Source organism: Pseudomonas nabeulensis (assembly GCF_004682045.1).
In the GTDB taxonomy this organism is placed as follows: domain Bacteria; phylum Pseudomonadota; class Gammaproteobacteria; order Pseudomonadales; family Pseudomonadaceae; genus Aquipseudomonas; species Aquipseudomonas nabeulensis.
Genome location: NZ_QUZT01000048.1, coordinates 36,963 through 54,168, shown reverse-complemented (window position 1 = coordinate 54,168; position 17,206 = coordinate 36,963). Strand labels below are relative to the sequence as shown.

The window sequence follows — 17,206 nt, the reverse complement described above, 5'->3', positions numbered from 1 at the left end:
CGACTAAGATCAAAAGCTAAAGCCAAAGCCAAAGCCAAAGCAGAGCAGAGCAGAGCAGCAGCCTCCTTCCACATTCAGGCCCTAAGCAGCTTCATAGCCTTGTCGGGTCTGTTCGATCTCTTTGATCAGCCCATCAATACGCGCCAGCCGCGCACGGTTGTCATGATCCCAAGGATGAAACCCAGGCTTGAAGTAGTGCAACCACGGCCGCAGCATCCGTGGGAAAACGCCTTTTGGGCCGTACAGAAATTTAAGCATGCGCCACGAACCTTTCCAGAATCCGACGGACTTGCGGTCAGCAATCAGCAGCCGTACATGGAAGTCCAGCACCACCAGCCAGAAGAATACCGTGGTGGTGAGCATGGTGCCGGTGCGCAGCAAGTAGCGCTTGGGCCCAGGCTTGATCACGGTGTTCCACACGTCAAAGGCGACGGCCTTGTGTTCGGTTTCTTCCAGGGCGTGCCAGTACCACATCTGTTGGTAGCCCTTGAGTGAGTCGCCGAAGCGCGTGGGGTCGCTCAGCAGGATCTCGGCCAGCATCGCCGTGTAATGCTCGAGGGCAATGGTGATCGCCAGGTTGAACGACGGCGCGAAGTGTTTCTTTTGCAGGTCGAGGATGAACTTGAGCCGGCGGTCCAGGGTGTGTGCCGGTAGTCCCGCGGCTTGCAGCAGATCGTTGTAGGCCACGTGTTCACGGCTGTGCATGGCCTCCTGGCCGATAAAGCCCTGGATCTCTTTCTTCAACGCGGGATCGTCGATGCGGTTGCGGTAGTGCCGCACGCTGTCCATGAAAAACAATTCGCCCTGGGGAAACAGCAGCGACAACGCGTTGAAGAAATGCGTAATGAACGGGCCTTGTTCGTGCCAGTCGGTGATGCGCTCGGCGGGCAGGGCAAAACGGATATCGCGACGGATAGGCAACATAGTGCGTGCTCCTGTTCAGGGACGGGGCTCGTCGTTGGGTTCAAACACCGGCGTGCGTGGCTTGGGTGCCATGCGCTTGCTGGCGAACACCACCAGCGCCTGGTAGGCGGCCGGCAGGCAGCGGGCGAGCAGGTCGAGGAAGTACGCGTCGCGGCCGATCAGCACGCGGCGCTTGTTTTTACGCACGCCTTGCAGGATGACTTTGGCGGCCTGGTCGGCATCGGTGATAAACAGTTTTTCGAAGTCAGCGCGGGCCTGCTGTTCGCTGTGGATCAAAAAGCCCGTCATGTTCGCGTCGATACGGCTGCTGCGGCAGATATCGGTACGAATACCGCCGGGGTGCACGCACGTGGCCGACACACCGCAGCGCTGCATATCCAGTTCCTGGCGCAAGGACTCGGTGAAGCCGCGCACGGCAAACTTGGTGGCGTTGTAACCGCTCATGCCGGGTTGGGCGAACAGGCCGAATACGCTGGAGGTGTTGATTACATGGCCGTCACCGGAGGCTTTCAAATAGGGCAGGAACGCCTTGGTGCCATAGACCACACCCCAGAAGTTGATGCCGACAATCCATTCCAGATCGGCGTAGTCCACGCCTTCGACCGTGCTCGACAGCGCCACGCCGGCATTGTTGAACACCAGATTGACCTGGCCGTGATCGGCGGCGCAGCGTGCGGCCCAGGCGTCCATGGCCTGGCGGTCGGAGACGTCCAGCACTTGGGTGGTGACCGTGACCGGCGACAGGGTCGACGTCTTGATCAGCGCCAGGGTCTGCTCCAGGCCCTGGCTGTTCTTGTCCGCCAATGCCAGGTGGCAACCCTCCCGCGCCAACGCCAGGGCCAAGGCACGGCCCATGCCGGACGCCGCGCCGGTGATTGCCGCCACGCGGCCGTTGAATGACTTCATGACAGGCTGCCTTCTGCAGAGGGGAGGGACGTCGCAAGCGACTCGGCGGGTGCATTGACCGGCAGCAGGTTGGCCACGTAGTCCTTGAGCGCAAACTGCCGGGTGACTTGCTTGAAGCGCCAGGTCGAACCCGGCCACAGCGTGGTGTTCTTGCCGGTGCGCGGGTCGAGGTACCAGCTCTGGCAACCGCCGGTGTTCCAGATGGTGCGCTTGAGCTTGTCTTGCAACTGCTGGTTGTAGGTGTGCTCGACCGCCGGCTTGACATCGACGGTTGCGATTCGATGGCGCTGCATCTGCTTGAGCGCATCGAGGATGTAGGTCACTTGCGCCTCGATCATCAGGATCATCGAGTTATGCCCCAGGCCGGTGTTGGGCCCGACGATCAGGAACAGGTTGGGATATCCCGGCACCGTGGTGCCCTTGTAGGCATGGGCGCCGTCACGCCAGGTGTCCATCAGGTCCACGCCACCACGGCCGATGATGCAGTCGCGGGGCAGGGGGTCGGTGGCCTGGAACCCGGTGCCGAAGATCAGGCAGTCGGCCGGGTGCTTGATGCCGTCGGCCGTGACCACACCGTCGGCTTCCACACGCGACACAGGGTTGGTCACCACGTCGACATTGCTGCGGGCCAGCGCCGGGTAGTAGTCATTGGAGATCAGCACGCGCTTGCAGCCGATGGTGTAGTTGGGCGTGAGGGTCTTGCGCAGGGACGGGCGGGCCACTTGTTTATGCAAATGCCGCTGGGCGATTTTCTGCACCATTTTCATCAGCCGTGGGTGCAGGGCAAACCCCACCACACGACCTTCCAGCGCCCAGTAAAACGCTCCGCGCAGCAAGCGCTGGGTAAACGGTAGATGGTTGAACAGCCAGCGCTCCGTAGACGAAATCGCTCGGTCGGGCTTGGGCATAATCCACGGCGGGGTGCGCTGGAACAGGTCCAGATGGGCTACCTGTGGCGCAATCTTCGGCACGAACTGGATGGCGCTGGCCCCCGTGCCAATCACCGCCACCCGCTTGCCTTTGAGGGAATACCCGTGGTTCCACTGTTGGGAGTGAAAGCGCTCGCCCTTGAAGCTGTCCAGGCCCGGAATATCCGGCAGAGCGGGGCGCGAAAGACCTCCCATCCCCGACACCAGCACCCGTGCGCTGACCTGGCGGCCATTGCTGAACGTCAGCTGCCAACGTTGCAGCGGCTCATCGAACACTGCCCGTACCAAGCCCATGCCGAAGCGCAGGTAGGGCGCCAGCTTGAAGCGCTCGGCGCATTGCTCCAGGTAGGCACGGATTTCCGCTTGCGGCGCGAACTGGCGCGTCCAGTCGGGGTTCGGTGCAAAGGAAAACGAATACACATGGGACTGCACATCGCAGGCGCACCCCGGGTAGTGGTTGTCCCGCCAGGTGCCGCCAAGGCTGTCGGCCTGTTCGGCGATAAAGAAGTCGGTGAGCCCGGCCTCCTTGAGCTTGATGGCCATGCACAAGCCGGCAAAGCCTGAGCCGATGATGGCGATATCGATTGAATCACTCTGGACATTCATAGGCGAATTCCCGTGCTCCTGTTTTTGTTGTGTCTTTTAGATAGAACACCATTGCAAAGGAAAAATGAATTAATTATTTTAAAAAAGATTTTAAATAATCTACCTGAAAATATCGCCTACGCTAGTCACTGGCTCCTCATGTGCGACTTGTCCGACGGACGAGCAAGTCAACACACGTAGTTTAGGTCCAGGGGTGGACGATGGCTGAGGTCTGGACCAATACCGGTCGGGCCGACAGCAGCAGGGAAGCAGAGGACCGAGCTATGGCTGTCGAATGGGTTGTCGCTGCGGGTGTGTTTGTAGGCGTGAGCGCGGTGTTATGGGCCTTCAGTGCCTGGATGACACAGCGCATCGAAACGGCTGTTCCGATCAACGGGCGCTTTCTGGAGGTCGATGGCGAGCGCTTTCATTATGTAGAAGAAGGCAAAGGCCCACCGCTGGTGATGATTCACGGGCTGATGGGCAGCAATCGCAACCTGACCTATGGTTTGTCCGGGCCGTTGAGTGAACACTTTCGGGTGATCACGATTGATCGGCCGGGCTCGGGTTACTCCACACGCCATGCTGGCACGGCGGCGGGTCTGCCGAGTCAGGCGCGCCAGATCGCCGGGCTGATCAAGGCTCTGGATCTGGATCGGCCACTGGTCCTGGGGCATTCCCTCGGTGGGGCGATTGCCCTGGCGTTGGCCCTTGACCATCCCGATTCGGTGTCCGGTTTGGTGCTGGTGGCACCGCTGACCCATCCCCAACGCATGTTGCCGCTGGTGTTCCTGTCATTGGCGGTGCGCCCAGGGTGGTTGCGCCGTTGGGTGGCTCACACGTTGACCATGCCCATTGGGCTGTTGACCAAGGGGGCGGTGGTCAAGGGCGTCTTCGCCCCCGACACGCCGCCAGCAGACTTCGCCACGCGCGGCGGTGGCTTGCTCGGCATGCGCCCCGACAACTTCTATGCAGCCTCCACGGAAATCAACCAGGTCAACGATCACCTGCCGGACATGGTCAAGCGCTACCCGCAACTGACCTTGCCCATCGGGCTGATCTATGGCGCGCGCGATCACGTGCTGGATTTTCGCAAGCATGGCCAGGCGCTGGCCGACCGGGTGCCAGGCTTGAAGCTGCAATTGGTGGAAGGGCGCGGGCATATGCTGCCGATCACCGCCACAGCGCGTGTGATGGAGGTGGTGCAGCAGGTCGCCAAGCGTGCCCGGGTGCCGGAAAACGCTGCGGTGTTGCCTCTGCCCGTTGCCGTTGCAAGCAAATAATTGTGCGACACACAGTGCGGTTCAGCGGCGTCGATGCTTGCTTTAGACACCTGACCAAACGGCTGAAAAACAGACTGTCCGGTCACGTGAGAAAGTCTTTAAAAAACTAGTTGACGACCTAACGATTCCGCGTTATTTATTTAAAAAAATATTTCAATAAATGTTTTGAAATGCTTTTTGAAATGCCTAAGAGCGAATAAAAATGAAAAAAACGTCTTTTATCGCATGGTTGATTTCCTGGGGCATCCAACGCTCCTCGAACCTGTTTTCTCTGTCCCTTTCCACTCGCCTCGTTCGGAGGCTGCCATGAACCAGACTCTGGCAGCTCCGGGTGTATGGACCGACGGCAAACGCCACCTGTGGTGGTTGGGCATCCTGCCACTGGCTACCCCTCTATTGTCCGGCGCCCTCGCCATCACCACCGGCATCCAGCAACTGTGGTGGGTGGGTGTACTGGTGATCTTCGGCCTTATCCCACTGATCGACGGCTTGCTCGGTGAAGACGTGAGCAACCCACCGGAATCCGCCGTCAGCAACCTGGAGTCCCAGCGCTACTACCGCTGGATCGTCTACACCGGCGTGCTGTTCGTGATCTCCTCGGTGGTGATCACCGGTTGGCTCGCCGCAGGGGGCATAGACTGGATCATTCAGGGTGGCCTGGTACAAGCCGCCGCTCATCTCGACCCGTCCAGCTGGTTGTCCCACGCCGCCAGCTACATCACGGCCCGCACTCAGCTGCATGGCGAACCGAGCTGGTTCACATACCTGGGCATGGCCATGGCCACCGGTGCCGCCACTGGCATTGCGATCAACACCGCCCATGAGCTGGGCCACAAACCCAACCCGTTGGAAGTGTTCCTCGCCAAGGTCACCCTGGCACCGACCTTCTACGGGCACTTCTACACCGAACATAACCGTGGTCACCACGTGCGCGTCGCCACACCGGAAGATCCGGCCAGCTCGCGTCTGGGGGAAAGCTTCTGGGCCTTCCTGCCGCGTTCGGTGTGGTTCAGTGCGCGTTCGGCCTGGAACCTGGAGCGCGAACGTCTGCGCAAACTCGGTCTGCCGGCCTGGCACTGGAAGAACAGCGTACTCAGCGCGTGGATGTATAGCGTGGTGCTGTGGGGCGCGATGATCGCCTGGTTGGGGGCGGCAGTGATTCCGTTCCTGATTATCCAGGGCATCTACGGCTTCTCATTGCTGGAAGTGGTGAACTACGTCGAACACTACGGCCTTAAACGCCAGAAGTTGCCCAATGGCCGGTATGAACGTTGCTCGCCACGTCATTCCTGGAACAGCAATCGGATTGTCACCAATATCTTCCTGTTCCAACTGCAACGGCACTCCGATCACCATGCCAACCCAACGCGCAGTTATCAGTCGTTGCGCCACTTTGATGAGTCGCCGCAACTTCCCTACGGCTACGCAAGCATGATTGTCTGGGCCTATGTGCCGTACTTGTGGCGACGTCGCATGGACCACCGTGTATTGAATCACTACGCCGGGGATATCACCCTGACCAATCTTCAACCGTCACAACGCTTGAAGTATCTGGAGAAATACAGCGGCAGTGCCAAGCCGTTCTGATTTGAACTAACACGTTGGTTGGCGTACTCGGGGTCTGTGTATCGCGCAGGTTTTTATCGCCCCGAGTTTGCCCAGAAAGTTGCACGAAAGTGGTTTGACCCAAACAACAATAATTTCAAGGGAAGGACGTACACCATGCAAACACCTGCCAAGTTCACCACCCATATCGTATTGGCTGCACTGGGTCTTATTGCCTACCACCAGGCCCAGGCCGCGCGCATCGAACCGGCCGGCAGCGCCTTCACGGCCCAAGGCCCCATCAGCTTTTCCAAGGGCGCGTTGATCAGCGCTGACTGCACCATCAAGGTCGCCGGCAAGGTGGCGGCGGATGGTTCGTCGGTGAATGTCGACAAAGTCGAGTTTGACGGCGGCCTCAAGTGCAGCCGTGTCGAAGCCACCAACTTGCCGTGGATCCTGGTCGCTAAAGACACCAAGAGCGGTTCCATGTCGAAGATCAGCGTAGATGTACACGCCTTCGGCCTGGGCGGTAAGTGCGGCCCTTCAACGGCTGACGGTACTTGGGATAACGCCACCGGCAAGTTGGAAGCGGCGAATGTACCGATTGGCGAAGACTGCAAGATCAAGACGGTGTCGATCAAGATGCCGCCTAACTTCAAAGTTGTTGAGTAAGTAGCAGATGTTGTTGTGGTAATTGAATTTGAGATTTGGCTGGAAAGGGATGTTCTGCTTGTTTCACCGTGACTTCTCGATCATGGCCATTACCCCTGGCGAAAAGACTTCGCCTTAACATGTGAGGAAAAACAATGAAAAGCCTTAAAACCCTCGTTTGTGCAACCTCGTTCGCTCTTTGCTTTGGCGCCGTTTCGATGGCGAATGCTGCAACTATCGCACCTGCCGGTGCAGGGTTCAGCACGGCCGGTTCTATCACTGTGACGTCGCCTGCGTCTTTGAACCTGCCCGTCACTTGCAACATTGTATTCACCGGGACTGTCGCGGCTGACGGCTCTGGCGCGTCGATCACTGGCGCTACCGTCAGCGGTTCCAACGCACTCTGCGGTGTACCTGTTCTGCAGGGCCTGCCTTGGGCGCTCAACGTGGCCAGCGGTGGTCCTAACGACTTCACCGGCACTGTTTCGGGCGTGAAATTCAAAATCCTGTCTGACTGTACCGCCACCCCTGTGACCATCGCTGTGGGCTGGAACAACAGCACCAACACGCTGAGCGTACCCAGTGCACAAACCGTGGGTTCCTGCAAAATCACTGCTCTGACCGCAGTGCCAAACCCAGCCTTCACCGTAACTCCATAAGCGGCTTCAAGCGCTTGACGTGATGATCACACGTTGCAAAACCAAGTGCCTCCCGTGAGGCACTTGTCGTGGCAGGCCTGGTTGGGACGACTGACCATGGTGAATAAAAACAATAAGGAGTGGACCATGACTAATAAAAAGCAGCAGGGGCGCACGTTACTGAGTCTGGCGATTCTCAGCGGTCTCATGACGGCTGCTGGGCACGCGCAAGCTGGCGGTTTTGCCACCCCGACCTTTGGTGCCCCAGGCTGGGGGCGAGCGTTCGGCGGGGGATCGCTGTTCCAGAATGACCCGTCCGCGGCTTACAACAACCCGGCCGGCATGGCCTTTATCGACCGTACGATTTCCCAGTTCACCGTCGACTACGCGCGCATCAATATCAAATACAAAGGTACTGCCAAAGACTACGCCGGCAATGATCCTGTCAGTGTCGATCCAACGACCTTGAATTCCACGCCGCGTACCGGGGATGGCGGGCAGGGCGGCTTCACTGCTTGGTTGCCGACCGGCTTCCTGGTCATGCCGATCAACGACCGTTTCGCCTTTGGCCTGAGCCAGGTGGTGCCGATGGGTGCGCGTACCACTTGGGATGAAGACTGGATCGGTCGGGATTTTGCGGTCGACACACGCATTGAAACGGTGGGCGTCACCGGCTCGTTGTCGTTCAAAGTCAATGATGAATTCTCGGTGGGTGCCGGTGCGATTGTTCAGCACACCAAGGGTTTCGTGAGCCAGAACATCGATTTGTACGCCGCTGCCGCACTGTCTCCAACCATTGGTATCCCGTTCCCTTCCGGCGTAGGCAGTTCGTTGATGCGGGTCAAGGTCGACAATACCTCCGTCGGCTGGTTTGCCGGTGTCGTGTGGAAACCTACCGAGTTCGATACCCTGGGCCTGAACTACCACGCAAAAATCAAGAACAAGCTCGAAGGCAAATACAGCATCTACGCCGACGAGGCCAACAAGGCGCTGATCGACGGTGGCCTGCCTGCGCTCGCGTACCCAGGGTTGAACCTCAACTCCAATGGTGCCAACGCTTCCACACAGCTTGATATTCCCGCCAACGCCTCCGTCGACTGGGTACACCAGTTCAACGATCGCCTGACCCTGGGCGCCAGTGTTACCTGGACTCAATGGTCGTCTTTCAAGGCGCTGACGTTGAAATCCGACGGCTCGCAGATTGTTTCGATTCCTTACAACTACAAGGATGCCTGGATGGTGTCGTTGGGCGGCGACTACAAGTTTACCGACGACTTCACGTTCCGCGCCGGTGTTGCAACTGACCAGACGCCTACGCGCAACTCCACGCGTGACCCACGTATCCCGGACGGTGATCGGATCTTCGCCTCCCTCGGCTTCGGCTATAACATCCGTGCCATTCCTGGGTTGAGCATTGATGGTGCCTATTCGCGGCAGTTTGTCGAAAAGGCCAAGCTGCGTACGCACAACCAGGATCGCCTGGGTGGGGCAACGCTGGATGGCAAGGCCGATGCCAAGGGCGAAGTGGTGAGCTTGTCCGCCACGTACGCGTTCTGATTCACCGTTTGGCCGTCGACGGGTCGCCTGCGCGACCTGTTTCGGTCGTGATTTGAGAGTGGAAACGGCTGACCTGCTCAGCCAATTTTTTCGCCTACTGATTAAATAAAAATTTCAAAACAAAATTTGAATTTGCGTTCCCAAGTTTGTAGTGTGGCTTAGGCCGTACCCTGAATCGAGTCGAGGTATCCCATGGTTATCTGGTTATTGGCGGGTTTCGCAGCAGCGATTGCCCTGGCGTATCGACAAGCCGCTGCCACCCTGTGGTTGGGCGTTGGCCTGGTGTGGCTGGCAGCGGGTTACCTGTTTAATGTGGTAGCCGCTGTCGGTGTCACGGTCGCCGCAGTGCTGGTGATTGCGCCGGCGTTATTGATGACCCTCAAGCCCTTGCGCCGGGCCGTGTTGACCAGCAAGGCCCTGGGCCTGTTTCGTACGATCATGCCGGCGATGTCCGACACCGAGCGTGCCGCAATCGAGTCGGGCACCGTGTGGTGGGACGCCGAGCTGTTCAGCGGCAAACCCGACTGGGAGCGCCTGTTGCAAGCGGCCCCGGCCAGTCTTAGTGCCGAAGAACAAGCCTTCCTCGACAACGAGGTGGAAACCCTGTGCGACATCGCCAACGACTGGGAAACCACCCAGGTCTGGCAGGACATGTCCCCCGAAGGCTGGCAGTACACCAAGGACGCCGGCTTCCTCGGCATGATCATTCCCAAGCAGTACGGCGGCAAAGGTTTCTCCCACTATGCGCATTCGCAGGTGGTGATGAAGCTGTCGACGCGCTGCTCGGCGGCGGCGATTTCGGTGATGGTGCCCAACTCCCTGGGCCCGGCCGAGTTGCTGTTGCATTACGGCACCGATGCCCAGCGTAACTACTACCTGCCGCGCCTGGCGCGGGGCGAAGATATCCCGTGTTTTGCCCTCACCAGCCCGTATGCCGGCTCCGATGCCGGGGCGATTCCGGACCTGGGCATCGTCTGCAAGGGCACCCACGAAGGCGAGGAAGTGCTGGGGTTCCGCGTGACCTGGGACAAGCGCTATATCACCCTCGGACCGATTGCCACGGTGCTCGGCCTGGCCTTTCGCGCCGAAGACCCGGAAGGGCTGCTGGGCCCGGCCGGTTCGCTGGGGATCACCTGCGCGTTGATTCCCACCTCCCACCCCGGCGTGAACAGCGGCCGTCGGCACTGGCCACTCAATGCGGTGTTCCAGAACGGCCCGACCACCGGCAAGGATGTGTTTATCCCGCTGGAATGGGTGATCGGTGGCCGCGAGCAAGTCGGCAATGGCTGGCGCATGTTGATGGAATGTCTGGCAGCGGGGCGGGCGATTTCCCTGCCGTCGGCCAACGTCGGCCTGGGCAAGGTCGCGGTACGCGGCACCACCGCCTATGCCGCGATGCGCAAACAGTTCGGCCTGCCTATCGGCAAGTTCGAAGGCGTGCAGGCGCCGTTGGCGCGCATGGCCGGGCATTTGTATGCCTGCGACGCGGTGCGCAAGGTCTCGGTGGCATCGCTGGATGCGGGCGAGAAACCTTCGGTGATTTCGGCCATCGCCAAGTACCACGTCACCGAGCGTGCGCGGATCATCGTCAACGACGGCATGGACATTGTTGCCGGCAAAGGCATCTGCATGGGGCCGAACAACTTCCTGGCGCGTGCCTACCAGCAGAGCCCTATCGCCATCACGGTGGAAGGCGCGAACATCATGACGCGCTGCCTGATCATCTTTGGCCAGGGCTTGATCCGGTGCCATCCCTACGTGTTCCGCGAGATGGAAGCGGCGCGCAACCCGGATCGGCGCAAGGCGCTGGAAGCCTTCGACAGCGCAATGTTCGGGCATATCAGCTTTGTGCTGGCCAACACCGTACGCGCCGCCGTGCATTCGCTGACCGGCGGACGCCTGATTTCCGCACCGGCCAAGACCGACCCGGCGCTGGCGTCCTACTACCGCCAGGCCAATCGGCTGTCGGTGGTGCTGGCGCTGATCTCGGATATTTCCATGGGCGTGCTGGGCGGTGCCCTCAAGCGCAAGGAAAGTATCACCGGGCGCTTGGGGGATATTCTGTCGCAGCTGTACATCCTGTCCTGCGTGCTCAAGCGTTTTGAGGACGACGGTCGGCCCCAGGCGGATTTGCCGCTGGTGCACTGGTCGGCCCAGGACGCCTTGCTGCGCGCTCATGAAGCGCTGGCCGAGGTACTGGAAAACTACCCGTCCAAAGCCGCAGCGGCGGTGGTGCGCGGCTTGACGTTCCCGTTCGGCATTCCACTGCGCAAACCGTCGGACCGCTTGTTGGCCCAAGTGGCCGATGTGGTGCAAACCCCTGGCGAAACCCGCGACCGGTTGCTGGCCAATTCCTATATCCCACGCCCGGAAATCGACAAATTGGCCTATGGCGAACTGGGTTTCCGCCTGTTGCCGCAGGTGGAGGTGATCGACGCACGGCTCAAGTCCGCCGTGAAGCAAGGCCTGATCGAGCCGATGCCGATTTCTGCCACGGCGTTTACCGCCTGGCGCATCAAGGCGCGGGCGCTGGACTTGATCAGCAACGACGAAGACGCCTTGCTCGCGCGCTATGTGGAATACGCCGACCACGGTATCCAGGTGGATGACTTCCCGCAGGACTTCGGTTTGCTGGAGGCGTTGCAGCAGCGTAAGCAAGCGCTGGAACCGCCGGCCAAGCGCAAAGCCAACCAAGGTGAAAACGCCTCGGTCAACTAGGCAAAACAGGGTCAATGTGGGAAGGGGCTTGCCCCCGATGAGGGAGTGTCAGTTGATAGATCCATGGCTGACACACCGCTATCGGGAGCAAGCCCCCTCCCACAGGGATCGGGTTTACAGGTCAATACAGTGTTGTGAGTGAGTTTATGAGTGACAGCTACCTTTCGTTCGTCAATTCCCCTTTGGGCCGCCGCCTGGCCCAGGCCATCGGCTTGCCCCAACCCTTGCCGTTGCAACGCCATCGCAGCGGCCAGCAAGGCCTGGTCAACCCGGTCATTCTGGCCGGGGCAGGGCGCCTGGCTGCGCAGGTGCAACAGATCTTCCAGGCCACTGACACGGTCAGCGCCACGGCGGCTACCCTGAAAGCGCCGTCCACCGTGAAAGTCCAGGGCGCGGTATTCGACGCCAGCGCCATAGCCGATCTGAAACAGTTGGACGAGCTCTACGAATTCTTCCACGCCAACGCCAAACGCCTCGGCCAACACAGCCGCGTGGTGGTGATCGGCACCGCACCTGAACATTGCCAGGACTTGCCCCAGGCCATCGCCCAGCGCGCCCTTGAAGGCCTGGTGCGCTCCCTGGCCAAGGAGCTGCGCCGGGCGATCACCGTGCAATTGATCTACGTCGCACCGGGTGCGGAAGAGGCGTTGGACAGCAGCCTGCGTTTCTTCCTGTCGCGCCGTTCGGCCTATGTGTCGGGGCAGGTGGTGCGCCTGGAAAAACCGGTGGACGGCCACGTCACGGTCAACTGGGACAAGCCGTTTGCCGGGCGTCGTGCATTGGTCACCGGCGCCTCCCGTGGCATCGGCCTGGCAATTGCCCAAGTGTTGGCGCGTGACGGTGCCCATGTGGTGTGCGTGGACGTGCCCCAGGCTCAGGAATCGCTGCAACAAGCGGCCGCCAGTGTGGGCGGCTCGGCGTTGCCTTTGGACATCACGGCCACGGATGCGGCGGCGCAATTACAAGCGCATGTCAGCCAATACGGTGCCTTCGACGTGGTGGTGCACAACGCCGGGATCACCCGTGACAAAACCATCGCCAAGATGACCGAAGCGGCCTGGCGCAGTGTGTTGGCGGTCAACCTGGAAGCGCCGTTGCAACTGAGCAGCGCGTTGCTGGAAAGCCAGGGCCTGAACCCCGGTGGGCGCATCGTGTGTGTGTCGTCGATTTCCGGTATCGCCGGCAACCTCGGGCAAAGCAACTACGCCACCTCCAAGGCGGGGGTGATTGGCCTGGTGCAAGGCCTGGCGCCGCGTGCGGCAGCGCAGCAGGTGACGGTCAACGCGGTGGCGCCAGGGTTTATCGAAACCCAGATGACCGCCAAGATCCCGCTGATGATCCGCGAAGCAGGGCGACGCATGAACTCGTTGTCCCAGGGCGGCCAGCCCATCGATGTGGCCGAGACCATCGCGTGGTTGGCGCACCCGGCATCCGGCGGCGTCAATGGCCAAACCGTACGCGTCTGCGGGCAAAGCCTGCTGGGAGCTTGAGCCATGGACTACGTCACGCAGATCATCGATCCACCCCCTTCACGCACCCAGCTCTTGATGGATGGCGTGCGCGCCTTGCGCAAACCCAAGCTCGACGGCGCACCGGTTTTACCCAAGGAACGCCTGGTGCGCTCGGCGGTGGAACTGTCCGCCGCTGGTATCGCCAGCTATGGCCGTGCCTGCGGTTTTCGCCGCGAACAGGGCGTACCGTTGTCTTACCCGCATGTGCTGGCGTTCCCATTGCACCTGATGTTGCTGACGCGCCCGAGCTTTCCGTACCCGGCCAGTGGCATGGTGCACTTGGCCAACCGCATCCGTCAGCACCAGCGTTTGCAGGAAGGCCAGGCCCTGCGCATGGAGGTGTTTTGCGAGCGCTGGGTGGCTCACCCGAAAGGCCAGGCCTTGAGCATTGCCACGCGCGCCTACAGCGCGGGCACCCTGGTGTGGGAAAGCGACAGTCTGTACCTGCGCCGCGACGTCAAGGATCCGGTTGGCGAGCCGTGGGATGGCGCGTTGCCGTTACAGGAAGACGGCCTGTTGCGCACCCAACGCTGGGTCTTGCCCGCCGATCTGGGCCGGCGTTTTGCCAAGGTATCGGGGGATTTCAACCCGATCCACACCTCGGTGATCGGCGCAAAGATCTTCGGCTTTCGCCGGGCTATCGCCCACGGCATGTGGACCCTCGGCCGTGCGCTCGCCGCCCAACAACCCCCCGGCGGGTTGGACCAGGCCGAAGCCCATTGCGACTTCAAGCTGCCGATCTTCTTGCCCGGCCAGGTTGCCCTGTGGAACCACCCTGTGAGCGGCCCGCGCCGCGAATTCGAAGTGCGCAATTTCGCCGGTGATAAACCGCATATGCGCGGCCTCTTTGTCTGGAATGAGAACCGTCGATGAGTGACTACAGCTTCAACCCGGCCCCGGTGCGCCGCGTGGCGATTATCGGCGGCAATCGCATCCCGTTTGCCCGCTCCAACACGGTGTACGCCCACGACAGCAACCAGGATTTGCTGGTGGCCGCGCTGCAAGGCCTGGTGGACCGCTACAACCTGCACGGCCAGCGCCTGGGCGAATTTGCCGCCGGCGCGGTGATAAAGCATTCGCGGGATTTCAACCTGGCGCGTGAGTCATTGCTGTCCACGACCTTGTCGCCGGACATCCCGGCCTACGATGTGCAACAAGCCTGCGGCACCGGCCTGGAAGCCGCGTTACTGGTGGCGAACAAGATCGCCCTGGGCCAGATCGACGTGGGCATTGCCGGCGGTTCCGACACCACCTCCGACGCGCCCATCGGCATCAATGAATCCCTGCGCCACACCTTGCTCGCGGCCAATCGCGCCAAGGGCCTGGGCGACAAGCTCAAGACGCTGCTTAAAGTGCGCCCGTCGATGTTCTTCAAGCCGTTGCTGCCGCGTAATGGCGAGCCGCGCACCGGCCTGTCCATGGGCGAGCATTGCGAAGAAATGGCCAAGCGCTGGCAGATCAAGCGCCTGGCCCAGGATGAACTCACCCTCACTAGCCACCAACGACTGGACGCGGCCTACAAGCGCGGCTTCTTCGATGACCTGATCAGCCCCCATCGCGGCCTGGCGCGGGACAACAACCTGCGTGCCGATGCCAGCCTGGAAAAACTCGCCAGCCTGTCCCCGGCCTACGACCGCCAGAACGGCACCCTCACGGCAGGCAACTCCACGCCGCTGACCGATGGCGCCTCGGTGGTGCTGCTGGCCAGTGAAGAATGGGCAACCGCCAACGGCTGGCCGGTGCTGGCCTATTTGCGCACCGGCGAAACGGCGGCGGTGAACTTTGTCGACGGCACCGAAGGCTTGCTGATGGCGCCGGCCTACGCGGTGCCGCGCATGCTCAAGCGCGAAGGGCTGAGCTTCGGGGACTTTGACTTCTTCGAGATTCACGAAGCCTTTGCGGCCCAGGTGCTGTGCACCCTCAAGGCCTGGGAAGACCCCGAATACTGCCGCGAACGCCTAGGCTTGGACGCACCGCTGGGCCCCATCGACCGCGCCAAGATGAACGTCAACGGCGGCTCGCTGGGCTGCGGTCACCCCTTCGCCGCCACCGGTGGCCGGCAGTTGGCGGCGTTGGCCAAGATCATCCATGAGAACGGCGGCGGACGCGGCTTGATCTCGATCTGCGCGGCGGGCGGGCTGGGCATTACCGCCATCGTCGAAAAGTAGCTCTATCAAAAACAACAACAAGGAGACTGCCATGAACGCTGTAAGCCTGGAACAAACCGAACGGATCTGGTTGAACGCTTACCTGCCCGGCGTCCCGGCGGACATTGATGCCGGCATCGAGGACTACCCGTCGCTGCGAGAGGTGTTCCTCGAACACCTGGAAAAATTCCACGAACGGGTGGCCTACGTCAGCATCGGCACCGAAATGACCTATGCCGACTGGCAGGTGCAGGGCTATGCCTTCGCCGCCTGGCTGCAAGGCCAGGGCGTGAAGAAGGGCGACCGCGTGGCGCTGATGATGCCCAACTGCTTGCAGTACCCGATCTGCCTGCTGGGCACGATCCTGGCGGGCGCGGTGGTGGTCAACGTCAACCCGCTGTACACCGCCCACGAGCTCAAGCATTTGCTCAAGGACAGTGGCGCCGAAACCGTGGTGATCTTCGAAAACTTCGCCCACACCCTGGAAAAGGTCGTGGTCGGCAGCAGCGTCAAGCGCGTGGTGGTGGCGGCCATCGGTGACTTGCTCGGCACCTTCAAGGGCGCAGCGATGAACTTCATCCTGCGCAGCGTGCAAAAGCAGGTGCCCAAATTCAACCTGCCGGGCTCGCTGCGTTTCAACCAAGTGCTCAAGCAGGGCCGTGGGCTCAACCACTTCCCGGTGGGGATGCACCTGGATGACCTGGCCTTCCTGCAATACACCGGCGGCACCACCGGCGATGCCAAGGGCGTGATGCTCAGCCATCGCAATATCATCGCCAACCTGCTGCAAGCCAAGGCCTGGGTCGGTGACCAACTGGACCAGGACAAGCAGGAAACCAACGTGACCTTGCTGCCGCTGTACCACATCTTCTCGCTGACGGTGAACTGCCTGATGTTCATGTGCCTGGGCGGGCGCAACATCCTGATCGCCAACCCACGGGACGTGAAACGGGTGCAGATGATCCTGCGCAAGGAACGCTTCAACGGCATCGCCGGAGTCAACACGTTGTTCAACGGCTTGCTGGAGAACAAGGAATTCTGTGGGCGGGACTTTTCCGATTTACGCATGGTGATCGCCGGCGGCATGGCGACCCACACGGCGGTGGCCAAGCGCTGGAAGGAAGTCACCGGGCTGCCGATCATCGAAGGCTACGGGCTTACGGAATGTTCGCCGGTGGTGAGCATCAGCCCGATCAACATCGCGCGCATGCGTGAGATGGAATTCACCGGCAGCATCGGCGTGCCATTGCCGTCGACCTGGGTGCGGTTTATCCGTGAAGACGGCGAGTTGGCCGACATCGGCGAGCAGGGCGAACTGCAAGTGCGCGGCCCGCAGGTGATGCAAGGTTACTGGAAGCGCCCGGAGGCCACGGCCGAAGTGCTGGATGGCGAAGGCTGGTTGTCCACCGGCGATATCGGCGTGATGGATGAGCGCGGCTACATCCGCCTGGTGGACCGCAAGAAAGACATGATCCTGGTGTCGGGCTTTAATGTGTACCCGAATGAAATCGAAGACGTGGTGGCAATGCACCCCGGCGTCGGCGAAGTGGCGGCGATTGGCGTGGAAGATGCGGTGACAGGGGAGAAGGTCAAGATCATCGTGGTGCGCAAGGACCCGAACCTGACGCAGGAGCAGATTCTGGCGCATTGCCGGGAATACCTGACGGGGTACAAGTTGCCGCGGTATGTGGAGTTCCGTACGGATGAGTTGCCCAAGACCACGGTGGGCAAAGTCCTGCGCCGGGCCTTGCGCTAAGCGGCGGCGTGGAGTTCTGTATGAGCGGAACTCGTCATAATGCCAGCCAGGGTATG

General features: G+C 60.9%; 13 protein-coding genes. 10 read left to right on the top strand and 3 right to left on the bottom strand.

What is annotated here, in order from left to right; translation table 11 throughout:
• Nucleotides 1–81: 81 nt before the first annotated feature.
• The 3 genes from DYL61_RS22215 to DYL61_RS22205 are packed head-to-tail and all read right to left on the bottom strand — an operon-like array spanning nt 82 to nt 3,365.
• A complete protein-coding gene (locus DYL61_RS22215; protein ID WP_135310111.1) occupies nt 82–924 on the bottom strand; it encodes a metal-dependent hydrolase in 843 nt (280 codons plus the stop codon).
• Between the two features lie 15 nt (nt 925–939).
• Complete coding sequence (locus DYL61_RS22210) at nt 940–1,830, bottom strand: SDR family NAD(P)-dependent oxidoreductase (protein WP_135310110.1); 891 nt, start codon at nt 1,828–1,830, stop codon at nt 940–942.
• Nucleotides 1,827–3,365: a flavin-containing monooxygenase gene (locus DYL61_RS22205; protein WP_135310109.1), complete on the bottom strand. Its 1,539-nt coding sequence runs from the start codon at nt 3,363–3,365 to the stop codon at nt 1,827–1,829. Before DYL61_RS22205 ends, DYL61_RS22210 begins: the two co-directional genes overlap by 4 nt.
• Nucleotides 3,366–3,628: 263 nt before the next feature.
• On the opposite strand from DYL61_RS22205, the gene DYL61_RS22200 reads away from it, so the two are divergent.
• The 10 genes from DYL61_RS22200 to DYL61_RS22150 all read left to right on the top strand — a co-directional run bounded on the left by DYL61_RS22200 (nt 3,629) and on the right by DYL61_RS22150 (nt 17,150).
• A complete protein-coding gene (locus DYL61_RS22200) occupies nt 3,629–4,627 on the top strand; it encodes an alpha/beta fold hydrolase (protein ID WP_238704602.1) in 999 nt (332 codons plus the stop codon).
• Nucleotides 4,628–4,933: 306 nt separating this feature from the next.
• Nucleotides 4,934–6,214 (top strand): alkane 1-monooxygenase, encoded by a 1,281-nt coding sequence (locus tag DYL61_RS22195; protein ID WP_135310107.1) that lies wholly within the window; start codon nt 4,934–4,936, stop codon nt 6,212–6,214.
• A gap of 135 nt (nt 6,215–6,349) precedes the next feature.
• Entirely contained in the window at nt 6,350–6,844 is a 495-nt protein-coding gene (praA, locus tag DYL61_RS22190) for an alkane oxidation protein activator PraA (protein ID WP_135310106.1), read from the top strand.
• Between the two features lie 134 nt (nt 6,845–6,978).
• Complete coding sequence (praB, locus tag DYL61_RS22180; protein WP_167497990.1) at nt 6,979–7,482, top strand: alkane oxidation protein activator PraB; 504 nt, start codon at nt 6,979–6,981, stop codon at nt 7,480–7,482.
• 126 nt (nt 7,483–7,608) lie between these two features.
• Nucleotides 7,609–9,018 (top strand): outer membrane protein transport protein, encoded by a 1,410-nt coding sequence (locus DYL61_RS22175; protein ID WP_135310104.1) that lies wholly within the window; start codon nt 7,609–7,611, stop codon nt 9,016–9,018.
• Between the two features lie 192 nt (nt 9,019–9,210).
• Nucleotides 9,211–11,736 (top strand): acyl-CoA dehydrogenase, encoded by a 2,526-nt coding sequence (locus DYL61_RS22170; protein ID WP_135310103.1) that lies wholly within the window; start codon nt 9,211–9,213, stop codon nt 11,734–11,736.
• 146 nt (nt 11,737–11,882) lie between these two features.
• The gene (locus tag DYL61_RS22165) at nt 11,883–13,226 is read left to right on the top strand and encodes a 3-oxoacyl-ACP reductase (RefSeq protein ID WP_135310102.1); all 1,344 of its coding nucleotides are present in this window, start codon (nt 11,883–11,885) and stop codon (nt 13,224–13,226) included.
• Nucleotides 13,227–13,229: 3 nt separating this feature from the next.
• Nucleotides 13,230–14,120: a MaoC/PaaZ C-terminal domain-containing protein gene (locus tag DYL61_RS22160; RefSeq protein WP_135310101.1), complete on the top strand. Its 891-nt coding sequence runs from the start codon at nt 13,230–13,232 to the stop codon at nt 14,118–14,120.
• Entirely contained in the window at nt 14,117–15,415 is a 1,299-nt protein-coding gene (locus DYL61_RS22155) for an acetyl-CoA C-acetyltransferase (RefSeq protein WP_135310100.1), read from the top strand. The genes DYL61_RS22160 and DYL61_RS22155 overlap by 4 nt, the downstream gene beginning before the upstream one ends.
• A 31-nt stretch (nt 15,416–15,446) precedes the next feature.
• The gene (locus tag DYL61_RS22150) at nt 15,447–17,150 is read left to right on the top strand and encodes an AMP-binding protein (RefSeq protein ID WP_135310099.1); all 1,704 of its coding nucleotides are present in this window, start codon (nt 15,447–15,449) and stop codon (nt 17,148–17,150) included.
• Nucleotides 17,151–17,206 lie beyond the last annotated feature (56 nt).

Coding starts and splice junctions, on each gene's coding strand:
- DYL61_RS22205 (WP_135310109.1), bottom strand. CDS start 3,365: ATGAATGTCCAGAGTGATTCAATCGATATCGCCATCATCGGCTCAGGC.
- praA (WP_135310106.1), top strand. CDS start 6,350: ATGCAAACACCTGCCAAGTTCACCACCCATATCGTATTGGCTGCACTG.
- DYL61_RS22175 (WP_135310104.1), top strand. CDS start 7,609: ATGACTAATAAAAAGCAGCAGGGGCGCACGTTACTGAGTCTGGCGATT.
- DYL61_RS22160 (WP_135310101.1), top strand. CDS start 13,230: ATGGACTACGTCACGCAGATCATCGATCCACCCCCTTCACGCACCCAG.
- DYL61_RS22165 (WP_135310102.1), top strand. CDS start 11,883: ATGAGTGACAGCTACCTTTCGTTCGTCAATTCCCCTTTGGGCCGCCGC.
- DYL61_RS22150 (WP_135310099.1), top strand. CDS start 15,447: ATGAACGCTGTAAGCCTGGAACAAACCGAACGGATCTGGTTGAACGCT.
- DYL61_RS22195 (WP_135310107.1), top strand. CDS start 4,934: ATGAACCAGACTCTGGCAGCTCCGGGTGTATGGACCGACGGCAAACGC.
- praB (WP_167497990.1), top strand. CDS start 6,979: ATGAAAAGCCTTAAAACCCTCGTTTGTGCAACCTCGTTCGCTCTTTGC.
- DYL61_RS22210 (WP_135310110.1), bottom strand. CDS start 1,830: ATGAAGTCATTCAACGGCCGCGTGGCGGCAATCACCGGCGCGGCGTCC.
- DYL61_RS22170 (WP_135310103.1), top strand. CDS start 9,211: ATGGTTATCTGGTTATTGGCGGGTTTCGCAGCAGCGATTGCCCTGGCG.
- DYL61_RS22155 (WP_135310100.1), top strand. CDS start 14,117: ATGAGTGACTACAGCTTCAACCCGGCCCCGGTGCGCCGCGTGGCGATT.
- DYL61_RS22215 (WP_135310111.1), bottom strand. CDS start 924: ATGTTGCCTATCCGTCGCGATATCCGTTTTGCCCTGCCCGCCGAGCGC.
- DYL61_RS22200 (WP_238704602.1), top strand. CDS start 3,629: ATGGCTGTCGAATGGGTTGTCGCTGCGGGTGTGTTTGTAGGCGTGAGC.